22 protein-coding genes are annotated in these 21521 nt (G+C 66.3%); 14 read left to right on the plus strand and 8 right to left on the minus strand.

Going from position 1 to position 21521, the window contains the following annotated elements; genetic code table 11:
• Positions 1–19: 19 nt before the first annotated feature.
• From AC5LXK_RS36110 to AC5LXK_RS36140, 7 genes are all read left to right on the plus strand, one after another.
• On the plus strand, positions 20–1210 hold the full coding sequence (locus AC5LXK_RS36110) for an MFS transporter (protein WP_493394418.1): 1191 nt from the start codon (positions 20–22) through the stop codon (positions 1208–1210).
• A gap of 94 nt (positions 1211–1304) precedes the next feature.
• A complete protein-coding gene (locus AC5LXK_RS36115; protein WP_493394419.1) occupies positions 1305–2195 on the plus strand; it encodes a DMT family transporter in 891 nt (296 codons plus the stop codon).
• The gene (locus AC5LXK_RS36120) at positions 2192–3223 is read left to right on the plus strand and encodes an aminotransferase class I/II-fold pyridoxal phosphate-dependent enzyme (protein WP_493394420.1); all 1032 of its coding nucleotides are present in this window, start codon (positions 2192–2194) and stop codon (positions 3221–3223) included. The genes AC5LXK_RS36115 and AC5LXK_RS36120 overlap by 4 nt, the downstream gene beginning before the upstream one ends.
• A gap of 31 nt (positions 3224–3254) precedes the next feature.
• Positions 3255–4037: a class I SAM-dependent methyltransferase gene (locus tag AC5LXK_RS36125; protein ID WP_493394421.1), complete on the plus strand. Its 783-nt coding sequence runs from the start codon at positions 3255–3257 to the stop codon at positions 4035–4037.
• A 55-nt stretch (positions 4038–4092) separates the two neighbouring features.
• Positions 4093–4536 carry a cyanase gene (gene cynS, locus AC5LXK_RS36130; RefSeq protein ID WP_493394422.1) on the plus strand — a complete coding sequence of 148 codons (444 nt, stop codon included), beginning with the start codon at positions 4093–4095 and terminating at the stop codon, positions 4534–4536.
• Between the two features lie 36 nt (positions 4537–4572).
• On the plus strand, positions 4573–5226 hold the full coding sequence (locus AC5LXK_RS36135; protein WP_493394423.1) for a DJ-1/PfpI family protein: 654 nt from the start codon (positions 4573–4575) through the stop codon (positions 5224–5226).
• Positions 5227–5362: 136 nt separating this feature from the next.
• Positions 5363–5968, plus strand: a complete 606-nt coding sequence (locus AC5LXK_RS36140; protein WP_493394424.1) for a TetR/AcrR family transcriptional regulator — start codon at positions 5363–5365, stop codon at positions 5966–5968.
• Positions 5969–5985: 17 nt separating this feature from the next.
• Here the strand turns inward: AC5LXK_RS36140 and AC5LXK_RS36145 are convergent, their stop codons facing one another.
• From AC5LXK_RS36145 to AC5LXK_RS36155, 3 genes are all read right to left on the minus strand, one after another.
• The gene (locus AC5LXK_RS36145; RefSeq protein ID WP_493394425.1) at positions 5986–7086 is read right to left on the minus strand and encodes an iron-containing redox enzyme family protein; all 1101 of its coding nucleotides are present in this window, start codon (positions 7084–7086) and stop codon (positions 5986–5988) included.
• Between the two features lie 467 nt (positions 7087–7553).
• Complete coding sequence (locus AC5LXK_RS36150; protein WP_493394426.1) at positions 7554–8390, minus strand: alpha/beta fold hydrolase; 837 nt, start codon at positions 8388–8390, stop codon at positions 7554–7556.
• A gap of 143 nt (positions 8391–8533) precedes the next feature.
• Entirely contained in the window at positions 8534–9367 is an 834-nt protein-coding gene (locus tag AC5LXK_RS36155; protein WP_493394427.1) for an oxidoreductase, read from the minus strand.
• A 94-nt stretch (positions 9368–9461) separates the two neighbouring features.
• Between AC5LXK_RS36155 and AC5LXK_RS36160 the strand changes: the two genes are divergently transcribed.
• Positions 9462–10433, plus strand: coding sequence for an AraC family transcriptional regulator (locus AC5LXK_RS36160; protein ID WP_493394428.1), 972 nt, complete (start codon positions 9462–9464; stop codon positions 10431–10433).
• Positions 10434–10465: 32 nt separating this feature from the next.
• Here AC5LXK_RS36160 and AC5LXK_RS36165 read toward each other — a convergent pair whose 3' ends face one another.
• Positions 10466–11497 (minus strand): NUDIX hydrolase, encoded by a 1032-nt coding sequence (locus tag AC5LXK_RS36165; RefSeq protein ID WP_493394429.1) that lies wholly within the window; start codon positions 11495–11497, stop codon positions 10466–10468.
• Positions 11498–11535: 38 nt separating this feature from the next.
• Here AC5LXK_RS36165 and AC5LXK_RS36170 point away from each other — a divergent pair, with 38 nt between their 5' ends.
• The 5 genes from AC5LXK_RS36170 to AC5LXK_RS36190 all read left to right on the plus strand — a co-directional run bounded on the left by AC5LXK_RS36170 (position 11536) and on the right by AC5LXK_RS36190 (position 16851).
• The gene (locus AC5LXK_RS36170) at positions 11536–12393 is read left to right on the plus strand and encodes a PhzF family phenazine biosynthesis protein (protein WP_493394430.1); all 858 of its coding nucleotides are present in this window, start codon (positions 11536–11538) and stop codon (positions 12391–12393) included.
• A gap of 48 nt (positions 12394–12441) precedes the next feature.
• On the plus strand, positions 12442–13119 hold the full coding sequence (locus AC5LXK_RS36175) for a hypothetical protein (protein ID WP_493394431.1): 678 nt from the start codon (positions 12442–12444) through the stop codon (positions 13117–13119).
• Between the two features lie 333 nt (positions 13120–13452).
• Positions 13453–14379: a ribokinase gene (gene rbsK / locus AC5LXK_RS36180; protein WP_493394432.1), complete on the plus strand. Its 927-nt coding sequence runs from the start codon at positions 13453–13455 to the stop codon at positions 14377–14379.
• A 43-nt stretch (positions 14380–14422) separates the two neighbouring features.
• Positions 14423–15796 carry an L-fucose:H+ symporter permease gene (gene fucP, locus AC5LXK_RS36185; RefSeq protein WP_493394433.1) on the plus strand — a complete coding sequence of 458 codons (1374 nt, stop codon included), beginning with the start codon at positions 14423–14425 and terminating at the stop codon, positions 15794–15796.
• A 2-nt stretch (positions 15797–15798) separates the two neighbouring features.
• A complete protein-coding gene (locus AC5LXK_RS36190) occupies positions 15799–16851 on the plus strand; it encodes an aldose 1-epimerase family protein (RefSeq protein WP_493394434.1) in 1053 nt (350 codons plus the stop codon).
• 46 nt (positions 16852–16897) lie between these two features.
• Here the strand turns inward: AC5LXK_RS36190 and deoR are convergent, their stop codons facing one another.
• Positions 16898–17668 (minus strand): DNA-binding transcriptional repressor DeoR, encoded by a 771-nt coding sequence (gene deoR, locus AC5LXK_RS36195; protein ID WP_493394435.1) that lies wholly within the window; start codon positions 17666–17668, stop codon positions 16898–16900.
• A 146-nt stretch (positions 17669–17814) separates the two neighbouring features.
• Between deoR and deoC the strand changes: the two genes are divergently transcribed.
• Positions 17815–18495 carry a deoxyribose-phosphate aldolase gene (deoC, locus tag AC5LXK_RS36200; RefSeq protein ID WP_493394436.1) on the plus strand — a complete coding sequence of 227 codons (681 nt, stop codon included), beginning with the start codon at positions 17815–17817 and terminating at the stop codon, positions 18493–18495.
• Between the two features lie 48 nt (positions 18496–18543).
• Here the strand turns inward: deoC and AC5LXK_RS36205 are convergent, their stop codons facing one another.
• Genes AC5LXK_RS36205 through AC5LXK_RS36215 form a run of 3 tightly spaced genes read right to left on the minus strand, consistent with a single transcriptional unit; the run spans position 18544 to position 21519 of the window.
• The gene (locus tag AC5LXK_RS36205; RefSeq protein ID WP_493394437.1) at positions 18544–20553 is read right to left on the minus strand and encodes a sensor histidine kinase; all 2010 of its coding nucleotides are present in this window, start codon (positions 20551–20553) and stop codon (positions 18544–18546) included.
• Positions 20543–21199 carry a FlhC family transcriptional regulator gene (locus tag AC5LXK_RS36210; RefSeq protein ID WP_493394438.1) on the minus strand — a complete coding sequence of 219 codons (657 nt, stop codon included), beginning with the start codon at positions 21197–21199 and terminating at the stop codon, positions 20543–20545. The genes AC5LXK_RS36205 and AC5LXK_RS36210 overlap by 11 nt, the downstream gene beginning before the upstream one ends.
• The gene (locus tag AC5LXK_RS36215) at positions 21196–21519 is read right to left on the minus strand and encodes a flagellar transcriptional regulator FlhD (RefSeq protein ID WP_493394439.1); all 324 of its coding nucleotides are present in this window, start codon (positions 21517–21519) and stop codon (positions 21196–21198) included. The genes AC5LXK_RS36210 and AC5LXK_RS36215 overlap by 4 nt, the downstream gene beginning before the upstream one ends.
• Positions 21520–21521: the final 2 nt, after the last annotated feature.

Here is a 21521-nt window from a genome sequence, read left to right on the forward strand (position 1 = left end):
TTCGAAGGAATCCTTGTTCATGTCGCAAACCACTGTCAAAAGCGCGTCCAGCACATCGAGACGCATCCCGATCGGGATCGTCGGCACGGCGTTCTGCCTGTTCCTCATCTCGGGAGCGGTCAACCTGCAAGCGCCGCTCTACGGCCTTTACGCGTCCGCCGGCAGCTACGGTGCAGGTTTCGCCGCAGCGGCCTTCGCCTGCTACGTCGGCGGCCTCGTTCCGATGCTCATCATGCTGGGCGGGCTGTCGGACAGGATCGGCCGCAAGCTGCCGCTTTGCGCCGCGCTGGCGCTGGCCATGAGCGCCACCGTGGTGCTGATCGTCGAGCCCACGCTCGGCGCCGTGGCAGTCTCCCGGCTCCTGCTCGGGATGGCGGTCGGGCTGATGTCCGGTGCGGGCACGGCATTCGTGACCGAACAGCTGCCACCGGACGCGTCGGCGACATTCGGTGCGTCCGTGGTCGCGGCCAGCACGTCGCTCGGATTCGGGCTCGGCCCGTTGCTGACGTCGATGTGGCCGCCCCGAATCGTCACTGACGTGCCGGTCACCTATCTCGCCTACCTGCCCGTCGCGTTCGCCGGCATCGTCCTGCTTGCGCTGATGCGCGAAACCGGAACGGCACGTGCATCGGCACGCTGGCTCCGGTTGCCGACGTTTCCCGCCGGCGGTGTCGTGTACGGCGTCGCCATTGCGACGGCATGGGCCGCCAGCGGCGCAATCATCGCGGTCGTTCCGCTTCAGCTCGCGAAGATCGGTCTTGAACGCTGGTCGGGCATGGTCGACTTCCTGATCATCTGCCCCGGCCTGATCGGCGTCTGGATCGGCAGGCGCCTGTCGCCGCGGGCAGCCGTCTCGATCGGCCTTGTCCTCGCGCCGCTCGGCTACGTGATGACGGTCGCGGGCGTGATTCGGGTCGATGCGGCGCTGACGCTGGCCGGATCAGCGATCGCCGGCGTCGCATGCTATGGCCTGACCTACCTCGGCGGCCTGTCGGCGACGCTGAGCCTTGCGCCGCCCGAAGACAAGGCGCGCGCCAGCGCAGGGTTCTTCCTGTTCGCCTATTTCGGCTTCAGCGTTCCGGTCGTCGTGCTCGGCTTCCTCGGCGACCACATCGGCGCATCGCGCGCGTTGATCCTGTCCGCGGCCGTCATCGTCGGCGCCGCGCTGGCCACGCTGGCATGCATCGCGCGGCAGCGGGCACCCCGGTAAGTCCGTACCGGGCCAGCCCGGCAACACCGCCGATCCGGCCGCACGGCCGGATCGGTGGATCCTCGAACGATCAACCCTGGATATCGTTTCAGCAATGAGGCATACCTACTGGCTTCCGCTCGTCGTCCTGTCGGCGATCTCGAGCCTGTCCTTTCTGTTTACGCGATCGGTTTCACATACGCTGTCCCCAATCTTCACGGCGGACATCCGCGCCCTGCTGGGCGGCGCATGCGTCATCGCTTACTCGATCGCCACGCGTGTCCGGCTCGACTGGCGCGCGAACTTCATCCCGTACCTCGTCATCGGCTGCCTCAACTTCGCGCTGCCGTTCTTTCTCTATTCATACGCTGCGCGCTATCTGCCCGTCGCTTATCTTGCGATCCTGAATGCCACCGCCCCGATGTTCGGCGCGATCATCTCCGCGTGGTTCCTGCAGGACAAGTTCGCCTGGACCGGCAGCGTCGGGCTGCTGTTCGGCCTGGCGGGCGTCGCCATCATCTGCGAAACCGGGTTCCGTCACCAGGCCGACACCGATTTCCTGAAAGGATCCCTTGCGTGCATCGCTGGCGCGCTCAGCTATGCACTCGCCGGTACTTACGTGCGCCGTCGCGCCGCCCATCTTTCGGCCGCCGCCATCTCGGGAGGAACGCAGTTCCTCGCGGGGCTGCTGATGGCTCCACTCGCGGCCGCCAGCCTGCCGGTTACCCCGGTGCCGGCTGCCGCGATCGTCAGCCTGGTGATGCTGGCGGTCGTCAACAGCGCGATCGCCTACCTGCTCTACTTCCGTCTCGTGCTGGCCATCGGCGCCACCCGCACGCTGACGATCACATTTCTCGCACCGGCATTTTCCGCAATCTGGGGCTTCATGTTCTTCGGGGAGCGCGTATCCGAGCGGATGATCGCCGGCTCGTTGTTCGTGCTGCTCTCCGTTTATCTGGTGAACCATCAACCGAGGCCTGTCCCGGCACTGGGGAAGAACACATGACCACGACCTGCCGCGACCACGAGCATCTGCGCAACGGCAACACCTATTTCGGCGGCTGCGACTACCTTGGCCTGTCGCAGCACGAACGCGTCAAGCAAGCCGTCATTGCCGCGATCGAAACCTACGGCATCAGCGTCGGCGCCGCGCGGCTGACATCGGGAACATCGGCCGTGCACCTGGAAGTCGAGGCGTCGCTCGCGAGATATACGCGGACCGCGCGTGCCCTGCTTCTACCGAGCGGATACCTGGCCAACGTCGCGGTGGTCCAGGCGCTCGCAGGCATGTGCGACCGGTTCCTGTGCGCGGGTAACGCCCACCCGAGTTTTCTTGACGGCACCGGTACCGCCCCGCTCACGACTTTCGACGACTACGCGTCGTTGTGCGCGGCACTGTCGGAATATGAACGCAGACAGGCTCCTTACTGCATCTACGTCGACGCCGTGGACCCGATAACCGGCGAGCAGGCGCCCGTCCGGGAATTGCTCTCGCTCGTTCGCCACGGCTATCTGCTGCTGGACCAGTCCCACGGCTTCGGGCTCCCCGGCGACGATCCGGACGGCAGCCCCGCACCGAACGTCATCGTCACCAGCAGCCTGAGCAAGGTCGTCGGTTTGCATGGCGGATTCGTCGCGGGCGACGCATCGATCATCGACCGGATCGTCGGACACTCGTCAGCGTTCCGGTGCGCCACGCCGCTGCCGCCGGCCATTTGCTACGGCATCGCCCAGGCGCTGACGCTGTGCGGCAGCGGCACCCTCTGGCACGCGCTGAGCGCGAACATCCACCGCCTGCGCGAACGCGTGCCGGAACTCGCCGCCGGGAACCAGCCGTTACGGCCGATCGTCGCGCTCAAAGCCTTCAGAAGCAAGGACGCGCAAGCCGTGCATCGGCATCTTCTGGATCACGAAATATTCGTGCCGTACATCGAGAACTACAACGGTGCGGATCGCCTGCTGCGGCTGGCCATTCGAGCGAATCATTCCGGCGCGGAAATCGACCGCCTCGCCGCCGCACTGCACGCGCTTTGACGTCGCCCCTTCTTTCAACTGAAACGAACCCATGAGCACCTACGAGATCGACACCTACGGCGACCACTTCTCGACGGAGTACGACCGCGTCTACGCCAGCTTTCCGCCCTATCCCGGCCAGATCGAGTTCCTGCGCCGCAAGGCCCGGTCGCGGCGGGCGCTCGAACTCGGTGCCGGCACCGGCCGCATCGCCATTCCGCTTTGCGAGGCGGGTGTCCCGGTGCTGGGCATCGATTCGTCCCGGAAGATGCTGGACGTGCTCGCGACACGTGGCAACGGACTGCCGATCGACGCACTGCAGGCCGATGCGGCGGATTTCACGTGCGGCACCGAGCGCTTCAATCTCGCTTTCGCCGTCTTCAATTTCCTGTTCCTGCTGCCATCGCGCGCCGCACAGCTGAACTGCTTCAAAAGCGTTGCGAATGCCCTCGAGGACGACGGCGAGTTCGTGATCGAAACCTTCGTCCCCATTCCGGACACGTATTTGCCGGACGGCCCCAATCCCGGCTATTTCCCGGCCAAGTCGGGCGTTTCCGTGCGCTCCGTCGACGATGCGCAAATCTCGCTCTTTACCTCCGTCAACGACGCCCAGAAGAAGATCTGGACGATCCAGGAAGTCATGCTCAGCCCGGAAAACGGCATCCGGTTCCTGCCGTGCGTGATGCACTACATGGCCCCTGATGAGATCGATGCACTCGCCCGTGAAGCAGGATTCGTCCTCGCGCAACGATTCGAGGACTGGTCGGAAACGCCCTTTTCCGCATCAAGCCGCAAACATGTCTCGGTGTACACGCTCAGTCGAGCCGCGCACTGAAGTCGAGCCCGCCGCTGCCACGCGGCCGAGGCTTCACCACCTTGCCGGAGTTGTCATGAATCGTCTTGAAATCACCGAAAAGATCATCGCCGCGAAAGTATCGTCCGGAATCACCTGGGCGGAGGTCGCGACGCAGGTCGGTCTCAGCAAGGAATGCACGACGGCCGCGTGCCTCGGCCAGATGACGCTGAATACACTGCAGGCCGGCATCGTCGCGGAAGTCTTCGGCCTGACCGCGGAAGAAGCGAAGTGGCTGACCGTCACCCCGTCCCGGGGCTCGCTGGATGCCGCGATCCCGAGCGATCCGCTGATCTATCGCTTCTACGAGCTCGTCAACGTGTACGGCACGACGTTCAAGGCGCTCATCCACGAGGAATTCGGCGACGGCATCATGAGCGCAATCGACTTCAGGATGGATCTGCAGCGCGAGCATCACGCGGGTGGCGACCGCGTTCGCATCGTGATGAGCGGGAAATTCCTCCCGTATACACCCTACTGACGCCTACCCGCCCGATACCGATCCAGGAAACCCATCATGCGAATCGCGATTCTCACCTTCGACGGGTTCAACGAACTCGACTCGTTCATTGCGCTGTCGATCCTCAGCCGCGTCCAGCACCCTGACTGGCACGTATCGCTGTCCGGGCCGGCCGCGCGCGCCCGGTCGATGAACGGTGTCGTCGTCGACACGCCGACGTCCCTTCGTGATGCCCGTGGCGCAGACGCAGTCATCGTCGGCAGCGGCGTACTGACGCGCGACATCGTCGCCGATGCCGCGCTGATGGAAGAACTGCGCTTCGATCCGGCGCGACAGTTGCTGGCCGCGCAGTGCTCGGGCACGCTCATTCTGGCCAAGCTCGGGCACCTGTCCGGCGTACCGGCCTGCACCGACCTGATCACCAGCCCGTGGGTCCGGGACGCGGGCGTCGATACGCTGAACCAGCCGTTCTTCGCACGCGGCAACGTGGCGACCGCCGGCGGCTGTCTCGCGTCGCACTATCTCGCCACGTGGATCATCGCGCGCCTCGCAGGCGTCGAAGCCGCAGAGCGCGCGCTTCGCTACGTCGTGCCTGTCGGCGAAATCGACGAATACATCGTGCGAGCCGTCGGTCATGTCACGCCATTCCTGCACGGCACGGCCGTGGGTGATCTGGCCAGCGGCGCGCCGACGGGACGCGCCTGCGTTTGACGAACGGGCCCGGACGTGCGGCGAAACCGTCGCGTCCGCTCGATTCCTCGCATCGGCGCATGCGCCGGACCAAAGTCACAACGCCCGGCCGTGCTTGGCTATAATCCGGGTACGATTAGGTTGAGGAATGCATCGCATGGCCAAGAATTCCAAACGTCAAGCGATCGTCGATACGGCGACACGATTGTTTACGCAGCACGGTTATCACGCGGTGGGAACCGACCGTATCATCGAAGAAGCCGGCGTGGCCAAAATGACCCTGTTCCGGAATTTTCCGACCAAGAACGATCTGATTTCCGAGGTTCTCACTCAGCGGGCACACAGCGCACTCAGTTCGATTGCCAGTTCGGTCGCAACCCGGAACACGCCGATCGAGCGGCTCCAGGCCGTGTTTGCATGGCACGAGCGCTGGTTCAAGGCGCGCGATTTCAGCGGCTGCATGTTCACCAGCGCACTGTCCGAGTTTCATTCCGAGTCTGGCGAAATCATCCGGATCTCGACGACACAAAAAATCCAGCTGCGCCTGTTCATCCAGAACCTCCTGCTCGATCTCGTGCCGCCGGCCATGATCGAGTCGACCGCGCGCCAGATTGTGATGCTGCTCGACGGCGCGACCCTGTCCGCCGTGGTTGGCGACACGGAACACGCGGCCGACGACGCCTGGCAGGCAACGGAACGCCTGCTGCAGACGGCTTCGCAAACGTCCGTTACCCCGACCGCAGGCAAGCGGAAGAAGACCTGATCGCCAGGCGTCGCCCATCACTGCGTCATGCCGACCAGCCGCGCCAGCAGCGCATCGTAATAATCGTTGCAGGTCGCCATTCTGAGCGACGCGCCCAGCAGAATGTCGCCCGCCACCGTCGGCGTCTCGTTGACGATCGGCACGATCACGTTCGACAACCACCCTTCGCCATGAATCACGTCGATCGTCACGTGTTCGTCGTAGTAGTCCAGTTCGGCGTCGCGTCCAAGCCCGACGCGCCGGCATCCTCGCGCCAGTTTCTCGTACTGTGACGGATCGAGCAGTTCGGTCATTGCCATGATGCCCAGCAATTTGAAATAGTGCTGTCGGTTCACGCATGCCAGCATGAAAAGGTTGTATCCCGCGAGCCCCTGCCAGCCGAGTTCGCCCGCATGATTGTCCAGCCCGTTGCCTGCCCCGACGACGTTCAGCAGGTTCCGGAACAGGCTCACGTGACTGCGCGCACCTTCCCCGCGCCCCGATTCGTCCCAGAAGTTCTGCGCCAGCTCACGTCGTACGCCTTCTCGCGATCCGATCATCGAGTAGAGCAGCAAGTCGAAGAAGCGAATGTTCAGTGCGCTGTCGCTCTTGAAGAATGCGACGATCTGATCGAGTGACGCGTCCTTCTCCAGAAAATCGAACAGCGGATGCGATGCCACCGGATGCCGCGCCCACAGGTTCTTCAACGCTTGCGTCAACGCCTCGCCGTCGAGTGCATCGGCGCCGCCGCTGCCCAGATGGCGCTGTTCGTGCTCGATCCACGTCCGCTCGATGCACCTGCGCACGCGCGTCAGCGACGGATTGAACTGATTGACCGCGCGCGGCGATGTACCGTCGACCACATGCAGCTCATACAGCAGGAACAGCGCGCGATGCACGGCCTTCATGACGTCCGGGTCGCGCTCCACGAATGCACGGTCAAGCACGTCACGGACCCGTTTCAGGAAGATCCCCTCCCACTCCGCATGCATCTCGACCTGCTCTTCGAGCATTGCGTTGTCGATCAATTCAGATACCGCTTCGTCTATCTCAAGAGACAGGGAAGCGAGCAGCGGCCCCGGCAATACCGCCATATCAGCAAAAACGTCCCTCTGGAATTGCGCCTCGATCATGGTCATTCCTTTCTTATTTCGTGTCAGATTATAAATTTATGTGATAGGAGGGAGACGAACCGGAGGCACCGGATTACCCGACGCATAGCCGCTGAAATGCTTGATTTACATGGAGAAACGCCAATTCATCGCCAGCCCGCCATTCGAATCCGGGGACGAGGATACAGAAGACGAAATTCAAAACCAAGTGATTCGGGAATATTCCCGGGATACGACATGGCAACTTGTCCGTACGCGCCCCTCCAGAGAGGCCGTGCCATTCGCTTTCCCGACTTGAATACTTATACTAATCAGTATCTATATGAACGGTGCGCCGACGGGCCGGCACCGATGCGCCGCGGCGGGCGCCGCGATGCAACACACCGGAATCCGGTGCGGCGCATCGGGCGCGCGCAGGCGCAGACTGCATTCGCCGGCCCGCTGCGGCCGGCGATTCCGACGCGGCCCGCCGAAGCGGGCCTGCGCCGACACCGTTAAGCCTGCACGAACGCCAGCAAATCGGCGTTCAGCACGTCCGCGTTGACCGTCAGCATCCCGTGCGAATACCCCGGGTAGGTCTTGAGCGTGCCGTTCTTCAGCAGCTTGACCGACTTCAGCGCGGAATCGGCGATCGGTACGATCTGGTCGTCTTCGCCGTGCAGCACGAGGGTCGGGACGGAAATCGACTTCAGGTCGCCCGTCTGGTCGGTTTCCGAAAACGCCTTGATGCCGTCGTAGTGCGCCTTCGCGCTGCCTTCCATCCCCTGCCGCCACCAGTTGCGGATCACGCCCTGATGCACGGTCGCGCCTTCGCGGTTGAAACCGTAGAACGGGCCGCTCGGCACATCGAGGAAAAATTGCGCGCGATTGTCGGCAAGCGCTTTCCGGAAGCCGTCGAACACTTCGAGCGGCAGGCCGTCGGGGTTCGATTCCGTTTTCAGCATCAGCGGCGGCACCGCGCTGACCAGCACGGCCTTCGCGACGCGGCCGGCCGGCTCGCCGTGCTTCGCGACGTAGCGGGCCACTTCGCCGCCGCCCGTCGAGTGGCCGATGTGCACCGCATTGCGCAGGTCGAGCGCTTCGACGACCGCGAACGCATCCGCAGCGTAGTGATCCATGTCGTGGCCGTCCGAGACTTGTGCCGAGCGGCCGTGGCCGCGCCGGTCGTGCGCGATCACGCGATAGCCCTTCTGGACGAAGAACAGCATCTGCGCGTCCCAGTCGTCGCCGGACAGCGGCCAGCCGTGGTGGAACATGATGGGCTGCGCGTCCTTCGGGCCCCAGTCCTTGTAGAAGATCTCGACGTGATCCTTCGTGGTGACGTATGGCATCGCAGTGCTCCTGTGAAGTGGATGAACGTGGCGTACTGGCCTACAGTCATTATCGGACATTATTGTGAAACCACGATGCCATGACAGACCGCGACGGCCGATCATCCACCGGCAGGAAATGAACGACGACGCCCCGCCGCACGTCAGCCGTCCGTCGACACCGTCAACGCCTCCCACGCGCGGATTTCGTCGTCCAGCGCCGCCAGTTTGTTCCGCACGAGCCGCAGCGCATCGCTGCCGAGCAACAGGTGCGCGGGCGGGTGTTCCGATGCGATGACGGCCAGCATCGCCCGCGCGGCCTTCGCAGGGTCGCCCGGCTGCTTGCCGCTCCGTTCCTCGCGCGCCTGGCGGATCGGATCGAACAGCGTGTCGTAGTCGGCGATCGAGCGCGGCGTGCGCGCCATCGAGCGGCCGGCCCAGTCGGTGCGGAACGAGCCCGGCGCGACGGCCGTCACCGCGATGCCGAACGGCTCGAGTTCCTTGCCGAGCGATTCGGAAATGCCCTCCAGCGCGAACTTGCTGCCGCAGTAGTACGCGATGCCCGGCATCGTGATGTGACCGCCCATCGACGTGATGTTCAGGATGTGGCCGCGGCGGCGTTCGCGCATGAACGGCACGACGGCCTTCATCATCGCGACCGCGCCGAACACGTTCACGTCGAACTGCCGCCGCATCTCCGCGAGCGGCGCCTCTTCCATGATCCCTTCGTGCCCGTAGCCGGCGTTGTTCACCAGCACGTCGACGGGCCCGACGTTCGCCTCGATGTCCGCGACGACGCCGTCGATGCGATCGAAGTCGGTCACGTCGAGAACGCGCGCGACCGCCGCCTGCGCGGACAACACTTCGAACGCGCGCTTTGCTTCTTCACTTCGCACCGTACCGACCACCGTGTGGCCAGCCGCCAGCGCTTCCTGGGCCAGCGCGCGGCCGAAGCCGCTGCTGACGCCGGTGATGAGCATGATGTTGCCGGATGTCATGTGAGTCTCTCCCGAATGTCGATTGAAGCGTGCATACTAGTCTGACGAACGACACCGAATAAGCCAGATTCCGCTGATTTTCTTGCACAAAACTATGAGTTCCGCCTCCGCCCCTGCCCGCCCTCCCGCGCCGTCGCCGCGCGACCGCAAGCGCCTCGTCACGCTGCTGCGCGGGCTGGCGCCCGATGAAGGCTACAACCTGACGGCGCTGCCGAGCGTGCGCATCCTGCGCTCGAACCGCACGCTGTCGCGCACGCCGGTGCTGTACGACCCGGGCATCGTGATCGTGTGCCAGGGATGCAAGCGCGGCTACTTCGGCGGCGAGCGCTATCTGTACGACGAACATCATTACCTGGCCGTCTCCGTACCCGTCCCGTTCAGCATGGAAACCGACGCGACGCCCGAGCGCCCGCTGCTCGCGCTGTACCTGCACCTCGATTTCACGCTGGCCGCCGAACTCGCCGCGCAGATCGACCGCGAAGGCATCGCGGAACCCGTGCAGGCGCCGAAGAGCATGATGTCGACACCGATGGACGAAGCGATGCACGCGTCGGTGCTGAGGTTCGTCGATGCGATGCAGCGGCCGCTCGACGCCGCGGTGCTCGGCCCGGCGCTGCTGCGCGAACTGTATTTCCGCGTGCTCACCGGCGCGCAGGGCAATGCGATGCGCAGCGCGCTGGCGATGCGCGGACAATTCGGCCGGATCGGCCGGTCGCTGCGCGTGATCCATGCCGATTACGCGCAGCCGCTCGACGTGTCACAACTGGCCGATGAAGCCGGCATGAGCGTGCCGAGCTTCCACAGTCACTTCAAGGCGATCACGCAGGTGTCGCCGATGCAGTACCTGAAATCGACGCGCCTGCATCAGGCGCGATTGTTGATGGTGCGTCGGGACCTGACGGCGGAAGCGGCCGGTTATGCGGTCGGCTATACGAGCCCGTCGCAGTTCAGCCGGGAATTCAAGCGTCTGTTCGGCCTCACGCCGGCGAAGGAAACGCAGCGCATGCGCGCAAGCTTCGCGATTCCGGAGGCGTTCGAGGATGCGGTGTTCGTGTCGTCGCATTGACGCGCACCGGCATCCGGCCGCGACGCACGCGCTCATCGTTCGGCGTCGAGCACGAGACCGGCCACCGACTTCAGGATGAATGCGGTCACGCCCCAGATGTCCTGCGGCTGGTCCGCCCAGTACCAGCCGCCCGCGCGTTCGCCGTCGGCGTATTGCCGCGGCAGATCCGGGTTCAGCAGCGCGGAAAACGGGAACTCGAAGATCTCCTCGACCTCGGCCGGCGCGGCCTCCCATGCGGCGGCTTCCGCCACGATGCCGATCACCGGAAAGATCGCGTGATGGCGCTTGCGGGTCTTGTGAATCGGCAGGCAGCCGATCACCTGCACCGCACCGGGATCGAGGCCGATTTCCTCGAACGCTTCGCGCAGCGCCGTCGCGCCGATACCGGCGTCGGACTCCGCCGGGCGCCCGCCCGGGAAGCTCACGTGCGACGCATATTCGCTGAGCCCCGACGAACGTTTGGTCAGCAGGATCGTCGGCTCGCGCCGCGTGACGATCGCGACCAGGACAGCGGAGCATTTCCACTGGCCGTCGTCGTCCGCGAGAGATTGCCTGGCCGTCGGCCAGTCCGTTTCGGCGGGCATCCCGATGCCTTGCACACCGCGCACGATCGTATCCAGAGCGGCCTGTGGCGAATCGGCCTGCGCCTCGCCGGCGTTCGGGACGCTTCCGTCGGATTCCATGTCTTCCTCCTGCATGCCTGAACCAGCAGCGCTGAGCGACACTGAACCCGACACGTGTGGCATGGGCACGGCGTCGTTGTCTTGAAACCGGGTGAACGCGTATTCGTCCGCGATCGTCTGCCCGGGCACGAAAATCTTCGCTGTCGTCGAGAACGGTTGAATGCGCGGGCCGGATCCCCGTCGGCGAATCGGAGCCACCTGATGATGCACGAAATACGAGATTCCGGCCGGCCACGAACGCAGGCTCCGTCCGCACCCGACCGGCAGGCGACGGCTTGCCGTGGCGGTGCGAAGCGGTGGCGGACAACCTCGGGGCGATAGTGGCAAAATTCGACGACCGGTCGTCCGACCCTGTCCCCCTGCGATCGAACCGGTCGTCACGCCGCCCGGCACGCAGGGCGCCCCCACACGAGATGCCAATGACCCCGTATGCCTTCCGCCTGCTGAATGTCTTCGCCGAATCGACGTTCGGCGGCAACCCGCTGTGCGTGTTCGAGGACGCTCGCGGCATGGGCGACGCGACCATGCAGGCGCTGGCCGTGCAGTTCAACCTGTCCGAGACGACCTTCGTGCTGCCGTCGGAGCGTGCGCACGCACGCGTACGCATCTTCACGCCCGGCTACGAGATGGCCTTCGCGGGCCACCCGACGCTCGGCACCGCGCACGTCGTGCGCGACCTGCAGGAAGCGGGCGACGCACTCTCGCTCGAATTCAAGGCGGGCGTCGTCGCCGTCAATGCGCACGACGACGTGTGGACGTTCACCGCGCCGTACGCCGGCATGCCGAAAACGGCACCGTGCGAACTGTCCGATGGACAGACGGCGGCACTGCTGGGGCTGGCCGAAGACGATCTGCTCGCGCCGCCGCTCTGGGTCGACACGGGTGCCGACCAGTTGCTGGTCGCGCTCAAGGATCCCGCCGCCGTGCGGCGCGCGCGGCCCGACAGCGCCCGCCTCGACATCTGGCCGCCAAGCAGTCTCGGCCGCAAGACCGTCTACGTGTTCGCGTTCGACGCCGAGCGCCCGGGGACGGTGGTGTCCCGCTACTTCTTCGTGAAGCAGGGCGGCGTGTCGGAAGATCCGGGCACAGGGTCGGCCTGCGCGAATCTGGGCGGCTGGCTGCTGGCCAGCGGATACGATCTGCCTGCCGCGTTTCAGGTCGAACAGGGCGACGCCGTCGGCCGGCCTTGCCGGCTGCGGCTGACGGTCGGTGCAGACGGCGCAATCGGCGTCGGCGGGCACGTGATCGAGATCGGGCGCGGCGTGATCAACGTGTGACGGCAGCCGACGGACATGCCACCGCACGCTCACGAGCCGATCGCCGCCATGAACGCCCTCGCCCCCGACCTTGCCCGCACGCTGCGCGCGTCCTGCGACGCGTGCTTCGGCACGGCCGCCGTCTGGCCGCTCGTCGAGCGCGCGTACGGCGAACCGCAGCGCTTCTACCACACGCTCGCGCATCTGGCCGAGCTGTTCGACCATCTCGCGCCGTATCGTACGGAGCCGCTGTGGCCGGCCATCGAGCTGGCGGTATGGGCGCACGATGTCGTCTACGCGACGACGCTGCCCGACTACGCGGACAACGAGGCACGCAGCGCGCAATGGCTCGTGCAGGTCACGGACGCGCATTGCGACGCGCCGTGGTTGCACGCGCATGCGTCGCATGTGTCCGCCGCCCATGCTTTCGTGCTTGCGACGAAATCGCACCGGCTGCCCGATAACGTCGCGTCCACGCCGGAATTGCAACGCGCGGGGCAGATTTTTCTCGACGCCGATCTCGCGATCCTGGCAGCCGCGCCCGACCGGCTTCGCGAATACGATCGCGCGATCGCCCGCGAGTGGGCGCAGGATCCCGATGCACCGTCGGCAGCCTTTCGCGCCGGGCGCAGGCAGGCGCTCGAACATCTGCGCGGGCAGACCCCGCTGTTTCGATCGGCGGAATTCGCGCCGCTCACGCCGCTGGCGCAACGCAATCTCGATGCGCTGATCGCCGCATACGCATAAGCGGCCCGTCCGGACGCGTCCGCATCGCCTCCATCTCTTGACCGAGCCCGTCCGGCGCGCCCGGTGAACCGGCATGTGCGTTCACGTCGCTCGACTTCCCGGTAGCCGCACCCCGCACTCACGGGGAATCCATGTCGTCACCCCGGACGACATCCAGCCCCAAATCCCGCCGACACCTCGATTCCAGCCCGCCCCGCCAGACGTACTCCATAAGAAGTGACCCCATTAACATCACAGGATTGCATTCTCACATCAAATGTGATTTTATTATCACTCGTTGCGAACCGCCGCCGACCACGCGCGCGGCGCACCCATACCAAGGAAGAGACGCAGATGGAGACAATCGCCGTCATCGGCAGCAACATGGTCGACCTCGTGACCTATGTCGAACGCATGCCCGCCCGGGGCGAAACGCTTGAAGCGCCGAATTTCGAGCTCGGCTGCGGCGGCAAGGGCGCGAACCAGGCCGTCGCGGCCGCCCGCCTCGGCGCGCGCGTCGTGATGGTCACGAAAGTCGGCGACGACGTGTTCGCCGACAACACGATCCGCAACTTCGAGCGCGAAGGGATCGACACCACGCACGTACGCAAGGTCGCCGGCGTGCCGAGCGGCGTCGCGCCGATCTTCGTCGAACCCGATTCGAGCAACAGCATCCTGATCGTCAAGGGCGCGAACCGCCACCTGCAGCCGGCCGACATCGACGCGGCTGCGTCGACGCTCGCCGAATGCGCACTGATCGTGCTGCAGCTCGAGATCGAGCTCGACACCGTCTATCACGCGATCGCGTTCGGCGCGCGGCACGGCATTCCCGTCCTGCTGAACCCGGCGCCCGCGGTCGCCGACCTCGATTTCGAGCGGATCCGCTCCGTCGAATTCTTCGTGCCGAACGAAACCGAGCTCGCAATTGTGTCGGGCATGCCGGTCGATTCGCGCGAGAGCGCAACCCGCGCCGCCGAAGCGCTGGTCGCGCGCGGGCTGAAGCACGTGCTCGTCACGCTCGGCGACCAAGGCTCGCTGCTCGTCTCGCACGACGGCGCGCGGCATGTGCCGGGCGTCCCGGTCGACGCGCGCGACACGACGGGCGCCGGCGATGCGTACATCGGCTGCTTCGCGCGCTGCTATGCCGCGTCGCGCGACGCGGTCGACGCGATGCGCTACGCGTCCGCGTACGCCGCGCATTCGGTCACCGGCCTCGGCACGCAGAAATCGTACGCCGACGCCGCGACGTTCGAACGCTTCCTCCGCGACGCCGGCTTCTGAACGGCGCCGTTCATCGACGAGACACCCTGGGAAGGAGACACCCGTGAGCCGAGCCAGAATCGAACACACACCCGACGGCTATTACCTGAACCGCACGCCGCTCTTCGCCTTCACGCTGCTGTGCTGCCTGTTCGCGCTGTGGGGCACCGCCGCGAACCTGAACGACGTGCTGATCGCGCAGTTCAAGAAATCGTTCTTCCTGTCCGATTTCGAATCGGCGTTCGTGCAGTCCGCGTTCTATCTCGGCTACTTCTTCCTCGCGATTCCGGCCGCAACCGTCGTGAAGAAGTTCAGCTACAAGACGACGATCCTCGTCGGCCTGCTGCTCTACACGACCGGCTGCCTGCTGTTCTTCCCGGCCGCGTCGATGGCCAAGTACGGGATGTTCCTCGTCGCGCTGTTCGTGATCGCCGCCGGCCTGTCGTTCCTCGAAACGGCATCGAACTCGTACTCGACGCTGATGGGCCCGCGCGAAACCAGCACGCGGCGGCTGAACATCTCGCAGACGTTCTATCCGTTCGGCGCGATGGCCGGCGTCTACATGGGCAGCTTCCTGATCTTCAAGGAAGGCGACGCGTCGCACGCGCAGCTCGCGGCGATGTCGGCCGCCGAAGCTCACGTGCACCAGCTCGCGATGATCCAGGCCACGCTCGAACCGTACAAATGGCTGATCGTCGTGCTCGTCGCCGTGTTCATCGTGTTCGCGCTCACGCCCTACCCGGCCTGCAAGGGCAACGGCCCGGGCGCGGTCACGCACCGGATCGACGCGCGCGGCACGCTCGCACGCCTGTTCGGCAACCGGCGCTTCGTCGCGGGCGTGGTCGCGCAGTTTCTCTATGTCGGCGCGCAGGTGGGCGTGTGGAGCTTCACGATCCGGCTCGCGATGCAGATCGGCGGCCTCAACGAGCGCGGCGCATCGCACTACCTGCTCGCGACGTTCTTCGCGTTCTTCGTCGGCAAGCTGGTCGCGACGCTCGTGATGAAGCGCGTCGGCCCGGCCAAGGTGCTGATCGTCTACGGCATCCTGTGCATCGCACTGCTCGCCTACACGATCAGCGTGCACAACATCACGGCCGTCTATGCCGCCGTGTGCGTGAGCGTGTTTCTCGGCCCGTGCTGGCCGACGATCTACGGCCTGACGATCGACGGCCTCGGCAAGGACACCGAATACGGCGGCTCGATCCTCGTGATGAGCATCGTCGGCGGCGCGGTCGTGCCGCTGATCCAGGGGCTGATCTCCGATCACACCGGCGGCAACATGCAGCTCGCGTTCGTCGTGCCGCTCGCCTGCTTCGTCGTGATCGTCTACTACGGCTTCTACTGCCTGCGCCACCTGCCGGCCGCGACGCCCGACGCGGCGGCCGACGGCCACGCGCCCGCACGCTACGCCGCCACGCGCAACACGTCGGGAGCATGACCATGCGAGGCGAGATCGACCTGCGGCGCGACGACTTCCGCGAAACGCCGCGCACGCTGTACCGCACCGACGGCCTCACCGTCACCGCGTTCGCGTATCCGTCCGGCGTCGAGGCGCTGAAGCTCGAGAACCGCCGCGGCCATCTCGTCGTGCTGCCGTATCTCGGCCAGATGATCTGGGCCGCGCAGTTCGACGGTCGCGACCTGACGATGAAGCACATGTTCCGGCAGCCGAAGCGCGCGGCGTCGATCATCGACACCTACGGCTGCTTCATGTTCCACAGCGGGCTGCTGCGCAACGGCTGCCCGGGCCCGGACGACACGCACGCGCTGCACGGCGAGATGCCGTGCGCGCCGATGGACCGCGCGAGCCTCGTCGTCGGCACGGATGCGCGCGGCGCAACGGTCGAAGTGACCGGCGAGTACGAATACGTGCAGGGCTTCGGCAGCCACTACGTCGCGCGTCCGTCGGTACGGCTGGCGGAGCACGACGCGCAGATGACGATCGCGATGGACGTGACGAACCTCGGCGGCGCGCCGATGGACCTGATGTACATGGCTCATCTGAACTATGCGTACGTGCCGGGCGGACGCTTCGTGCAGCCGCTCGCGCGCGGCGGATTGCGGCTGCGCGACAGCGTGCCCGCGCACGTGAAGCCGACCGCCGCGTGGCGCGACTACACGGCCACGCTCGCACAAGAACCCGAGCGGCTCGCGACGCTCGATGCGCCGGCGCTGTACGACCCCGAGATCGTGTTCTTCATGAACGACGTGGAAACGGATGCCGACGGCGTCGCGCATTTCCGGCTCGCGCATCCGGACGGCGGCGCATTCCACACCGCGTACCGCCCGGCGCAGTTCCCGCATGCGACGCGCTGGATCCTGCACAACGCGGACCAGCAGGTCGCCGCGTTCGCCTTGCCGTCGACCTGCGAGCCCGAAGGTTACGAAGCCGAACGCCGCAAGGACCATGTCGCGACGCTCGCGCCGGGTGCGTCGCGCCGCTTCGAAGTGCTCACCGGCTACCTGAGCGCGGCGGAAGCGCACGATGCGTAACGCGAACCACAGCGCGATGAAAAGCGCGATGCACGTCCGCGCGGCATCAGGTCACGAGCGCGATCCCGTGTTCGCGGATCGCCGTTTCGTAGCGGGGGCTCAGCTGCCCGTCGGAGATCACGTAGTTGAAATCGGTCAGCTCGGCGAAATAGGCCGCACGCACTTCGTCGAACTTCGTGTGGTCGACGAGCAGGAAGCGGTTCTGCGCGCGCGCCATCACCTTCTTCTTCGCGTCGACTTCGTGGAAGTTGAAGCACGTGACGCCGCAGCGGTCGCTCACGCCGGCCGCCGAGATGAACGCCTTCGACACGCGCACCGAGTCGAGGATGCCCGTTTCGGCAACCGATTCGAACACCATGTTCTGGCGGTGATACGCGCCGCCGCACAGGATCACGTTGCAGTGCGGCTTCTGCTGCAGCTTCGCGAACACGTTCAGCGAATTGCAGACCGCCGTGAATTCGAGGTCGTCCGGGATGAAATCGACGATGAACGGCGTGGTCGAGCCGCAGTCGACGAAGATCGTGTCGCCGGTCGTCACGAACTGCGCGGCCAGCTTGCCGATGCGGCGCTTTTCCTCGGTCTGCCGGTTGTTCTCGGCGCTGATCAGGTATTCGCCGATATCGCTGCGCTGTGCCGCGAAATGGCGCGTCACGTAGCCGCCGATCAGGCTGAGGCCGTGCGGGTTGTCCGCGAGATCGCGGCGGATCGTCATTTCGGACACGCCGAACAGCTCGGCGACTTCCCTCAGATGAATCGCGTTCTGCCCTTGCAGCACGTTCATCAATGTCTTGATCCGTTCGCCCTTCTTTGTTTCCATGCCTGTATCCTGCGTGCCCGCCGCGTGAGTCGCCCGTCGTGCCGGGCGCGCAGGCCCGGCCGGAATGTCGTATTTGTAACAAACCGATGTGAAAACATCAACTTTCCGTGTGCCCTTTCCGCACACGATCCGTGGAGTCCTGACACATGCCGCTTTCCAACGCCCAGCTCGCCCAAACCATCGATCACACGCTGCTCGCGCCCGACGCGAGCGACGCGCAGATCCGCGAACTCTGCCGCCAGGCGGCCGAGCATCGCTTTTACTCGGTCTGCGTGAATTCGGCGAACGTGCCGCTCGCCGCGCGCGAGCTGGCCGATACCGGTGTGCTCGTATGCTCGGTGGTCGGCTTTCCGCTCGGCGCGGGGCTGTCCGCCGCGAAGGCATTCGAAGCCACCGCCGCGATCGAGGCCGGCGCCGGCGAGATCGACATGGTGATCAACCTCGGCGCGCTGAAGAGCGGCCGCGCCGACGACGTGAAGGCCGACATCGCCGCCGTGCACCGCGCATGCGGCGCGGTGCCGCTCAAGGTGATCCTCGAAACCGGGCTGCTGACCGACGACGAAAAGGTGCGCGTGTGCGAGATGTGCCGCGATCTCGGCGTCGCGTTCGTGAAGACGTCGACCGGGTTCGGCCACGGCGGCGCGACGCTCGCGGATGTCGCGCTGATGCGCCGCACGGTCGGCCCCGTGCTCGGCGTGAAGGCCTCGGGCGGCGTGCGCGACCGCGCGGCCGCGCTCGCGATGCTCGAAGCCGGCGCGACACGGCTCGGCACGAGCTCGGGCGTCGCGATCGTCACCGATCAGGGCAGCAGCGGATCAGGGTACTGATCCGCGGGGCCGGAATCCGGCCCGTCCGACTGACGAAGTCGCCGCGCGTCACCCGGGCGCGGGCGCGGCCTCGGCCTCCATCGGACGCGGGGCGTCAGCCGAACCGGCCACGCCCGCCACCGGCAGCAGCACCGTCACCGTCGTTCCCTGCCACGCGGCGCTGCGCACGCGGATCTCACCGCGATGGCGCTCGACGACCGCCTTCGCGAACGCCATCCCGAGCCCGACGCCCTTCGCGTCGGGCTGCCCCTGCAGGCGAAAGCGCCGGTAGCGCTCGAACAGTCTCGCCTGATCCTCGGTCGCGATGCCGTAACCGTGGTCGCGGATCACGCAGCGCACCGACGCGCGATCCTCGGCCAGCTCGACGCTGCACTCGATGCGGGTATGCGACGCGCTGTACTCGACCGCATTCCCCAGCAACTTGGCGAGCGCGCGCGACAGCAGTACCGGATCGCCGTGCACCAGCGCGTCGTCGCAGTGCGGCACGTCGTCGACGTCGATGTCCTTTTCGCTCGCGTGCGGCCAGATCTCGTCCCGCGCCTGGTTCATCAGGTCCACGAGATTGACGAGTTCGGGCGCGTACTCGCCCGCCTCGGCCCGCGACACCTGCGCAAAGCCGTCCGCCATCGCCAGCGCATGACGCGTCAGCCTGCCGATCTCGTGCAGGCGTTCGCGCAACGTGCAGTCCGGCGGGCATACCGCCGGCGCGCCGACGAGCACGACGACCGACGTCAGCGGCGCGCGCATGTCGTGCGAGAACAGCGTCAGCATGTCGTTGCGCTGCCGCTCGAGCACCTCGCGGCGGACGTACGCGCTGCGCAGCCGGTCCAGCGCGTCGTTCAGTCGGTCGATCTCGGGCCCCCTGCCCGGCACCGCGACGTGCGGTGACAACTCGCCCTGGCTCAGCGCGACGATGCCGCGGCTCAACGCATCGAGCGGCTTCGACAGCGTTCGCTGCGTGCCGCGCACGAGCAGGAACAGAATGACGATGCAGCAGGCCGCTTCGGCGGCGGACAACGCCATCCTGACGCGGGCCGCATCGCGCAGTTCGACCGCGCGCGCCCGCGTGCCGTCGATCACGCGATCGCGCAGCTGTTCCGCCGGCCGGAGGTCGCGCATGATCCGCCGCGCGAAATCCTCGGCATTCATCGCATAGCCGCCCGTGCGCCCCGCGCGGAGCGTGGCCGAGACGAGCGGCAGGAGGCTGCCGTCCATCGCATCGTTCAGCCGTGCGAAATCGTTCGCGAGCGTGGCGTCGGCGAGCTGCGGCGCAATCGCGCCGGCAATCAGCGCACGCAGTTGCACGACGCGCCCGCGCATCTGGAGAATGCGCGCGAGCCGCTCGTCGTCGAGCGGCGCGTTGCGCATCAGCGACGCGACGAACAGCGAGCCGAGACGCCCGCTGTATTCGCGCAGGTCGCCGAGCAGGTGTGCGAGCATCAGCGCGTTCGCCGTATCGGGGTGACGCATCGCGGTGCCCGCCATCACGTCGTGCGCCAAGGCCGCCGCATCGTCGGCGGCCGCGAACATCCGGTCCTGCGCGGACTGCACCTGCCACACCATGCGCGCGTCCGCCGGCTGGGCGGCGAGCGCATCGACTTCTTGCCGCGCGTCGGCCAGCTCGACGCGGATCGCTTCGATCGCGTGCAACGCGATCCCGCGCGCGGGGGCGTCGAGCACGCTCGCCTGTGCAAGGTGCGTGCGAAGCGCGTCGAGCGCCTGGTCCGAGCGCTCCCGCGATGCGCTCACGGCCACCACGTCGGGCGCCGCATCGCGCCGCCGATGCGCGAGCAGCGCGTTGGCCGGCCAGCGTTCGGCCGAGATCCGGTTCAACGCGACCATCGCGTGTTCGACCTGCTCGACGTCACGCAGATCGAGGCTCCCCTGCCGGTACTGCCGGTAGCTTTCCCAGACGTTCGTCCCGCACGCCACGGCCGTCAGCGCCACGACCAGCGCGAAGCCCGCACGCATCCGCTGCCGGATCGGGAAACCGCCTGCGTTCGCGATCCCGGCCCGGTTCTCAACGCACGCGGCCTCGGCCGCGCCGCTAGCCGGCATCGTGTTCTCCCGGTTGCCCGCGCGTCGCGACGGCGCCGCCCTCGCAGCAAGGCGTGAGCCTCGTGCACGCGTCCTGGCGCATCGCGCGTTGCGCGGCAGGGTCGACCCGCGCGGGCGCGACGGCCGCACGCTTGCCGGCGCGTGCCGGCATCCGGCACGCAACGCAGGCCCGATGGCGGCGCAGCATATAGCGATACGTCACGAAGGACGCGCCGCAATGCGTGCACGGCGCGATGTCGAGTACGCCACCATCGATGAAACGCACGAGCATCCAGGCCCGCGTCAGATCGAGCGGCGGGGCGATGCCGGCCGCGCCGCCGTGTTCGGCGTACAGCATGTAGGCCTTGATGAGCGCATCGAGCCGGGAGCAGCCCGCGTCGTTTCGCATGAAACGGTAGATGCCATGGAACAGCGACGCGTGAAGATTCGCGAACCACGTCATGTACCAGTCCGTCGAGAACGGCAGCATGCCCTTCGGGGCCGCGACACCGCGTACCTCCCGGTAAAGGCGCGCAAGACGATCGTGCGGCAGCGCACACTCGATTTCCAGCATCTGGAGCCGCGCGCCGAGCCGGATCAGCACCACCGCCTGCATCGTCCGTTGCGCGTCGTCGGCGAGGCAGTGCCGCCTGACGGGATCGGTCATGATGCGATCTCGTCGGGCAGCGCAAGGCCGGCCAGCGCCAGCGCGGTGTGAAGACGCACGATGTCGACCGGCGGCGTCGGCTGCGTCAATGCCGATATCACGCCATGCCGGCTCGGCCGCAACGCGCAGATGAGCTGCCCCGCCGAGGCGAGATCGTTCATGTGCTTCACCGACAGCGCCTCCAGTGCAACCGCGATGTCGGCGCTCACGCCGAGACGAAACATGCCGATCGCGCGATCCGACTGCAGCAGCCGCTGCGCCAGACACAGATACGACATATTCAATTCCCATATTGCGTCACTGTCGTTGGCAAGTTTCATCG

It is taken from the genome of Burkholderia pulmonis (assembly GCF_984667975.1).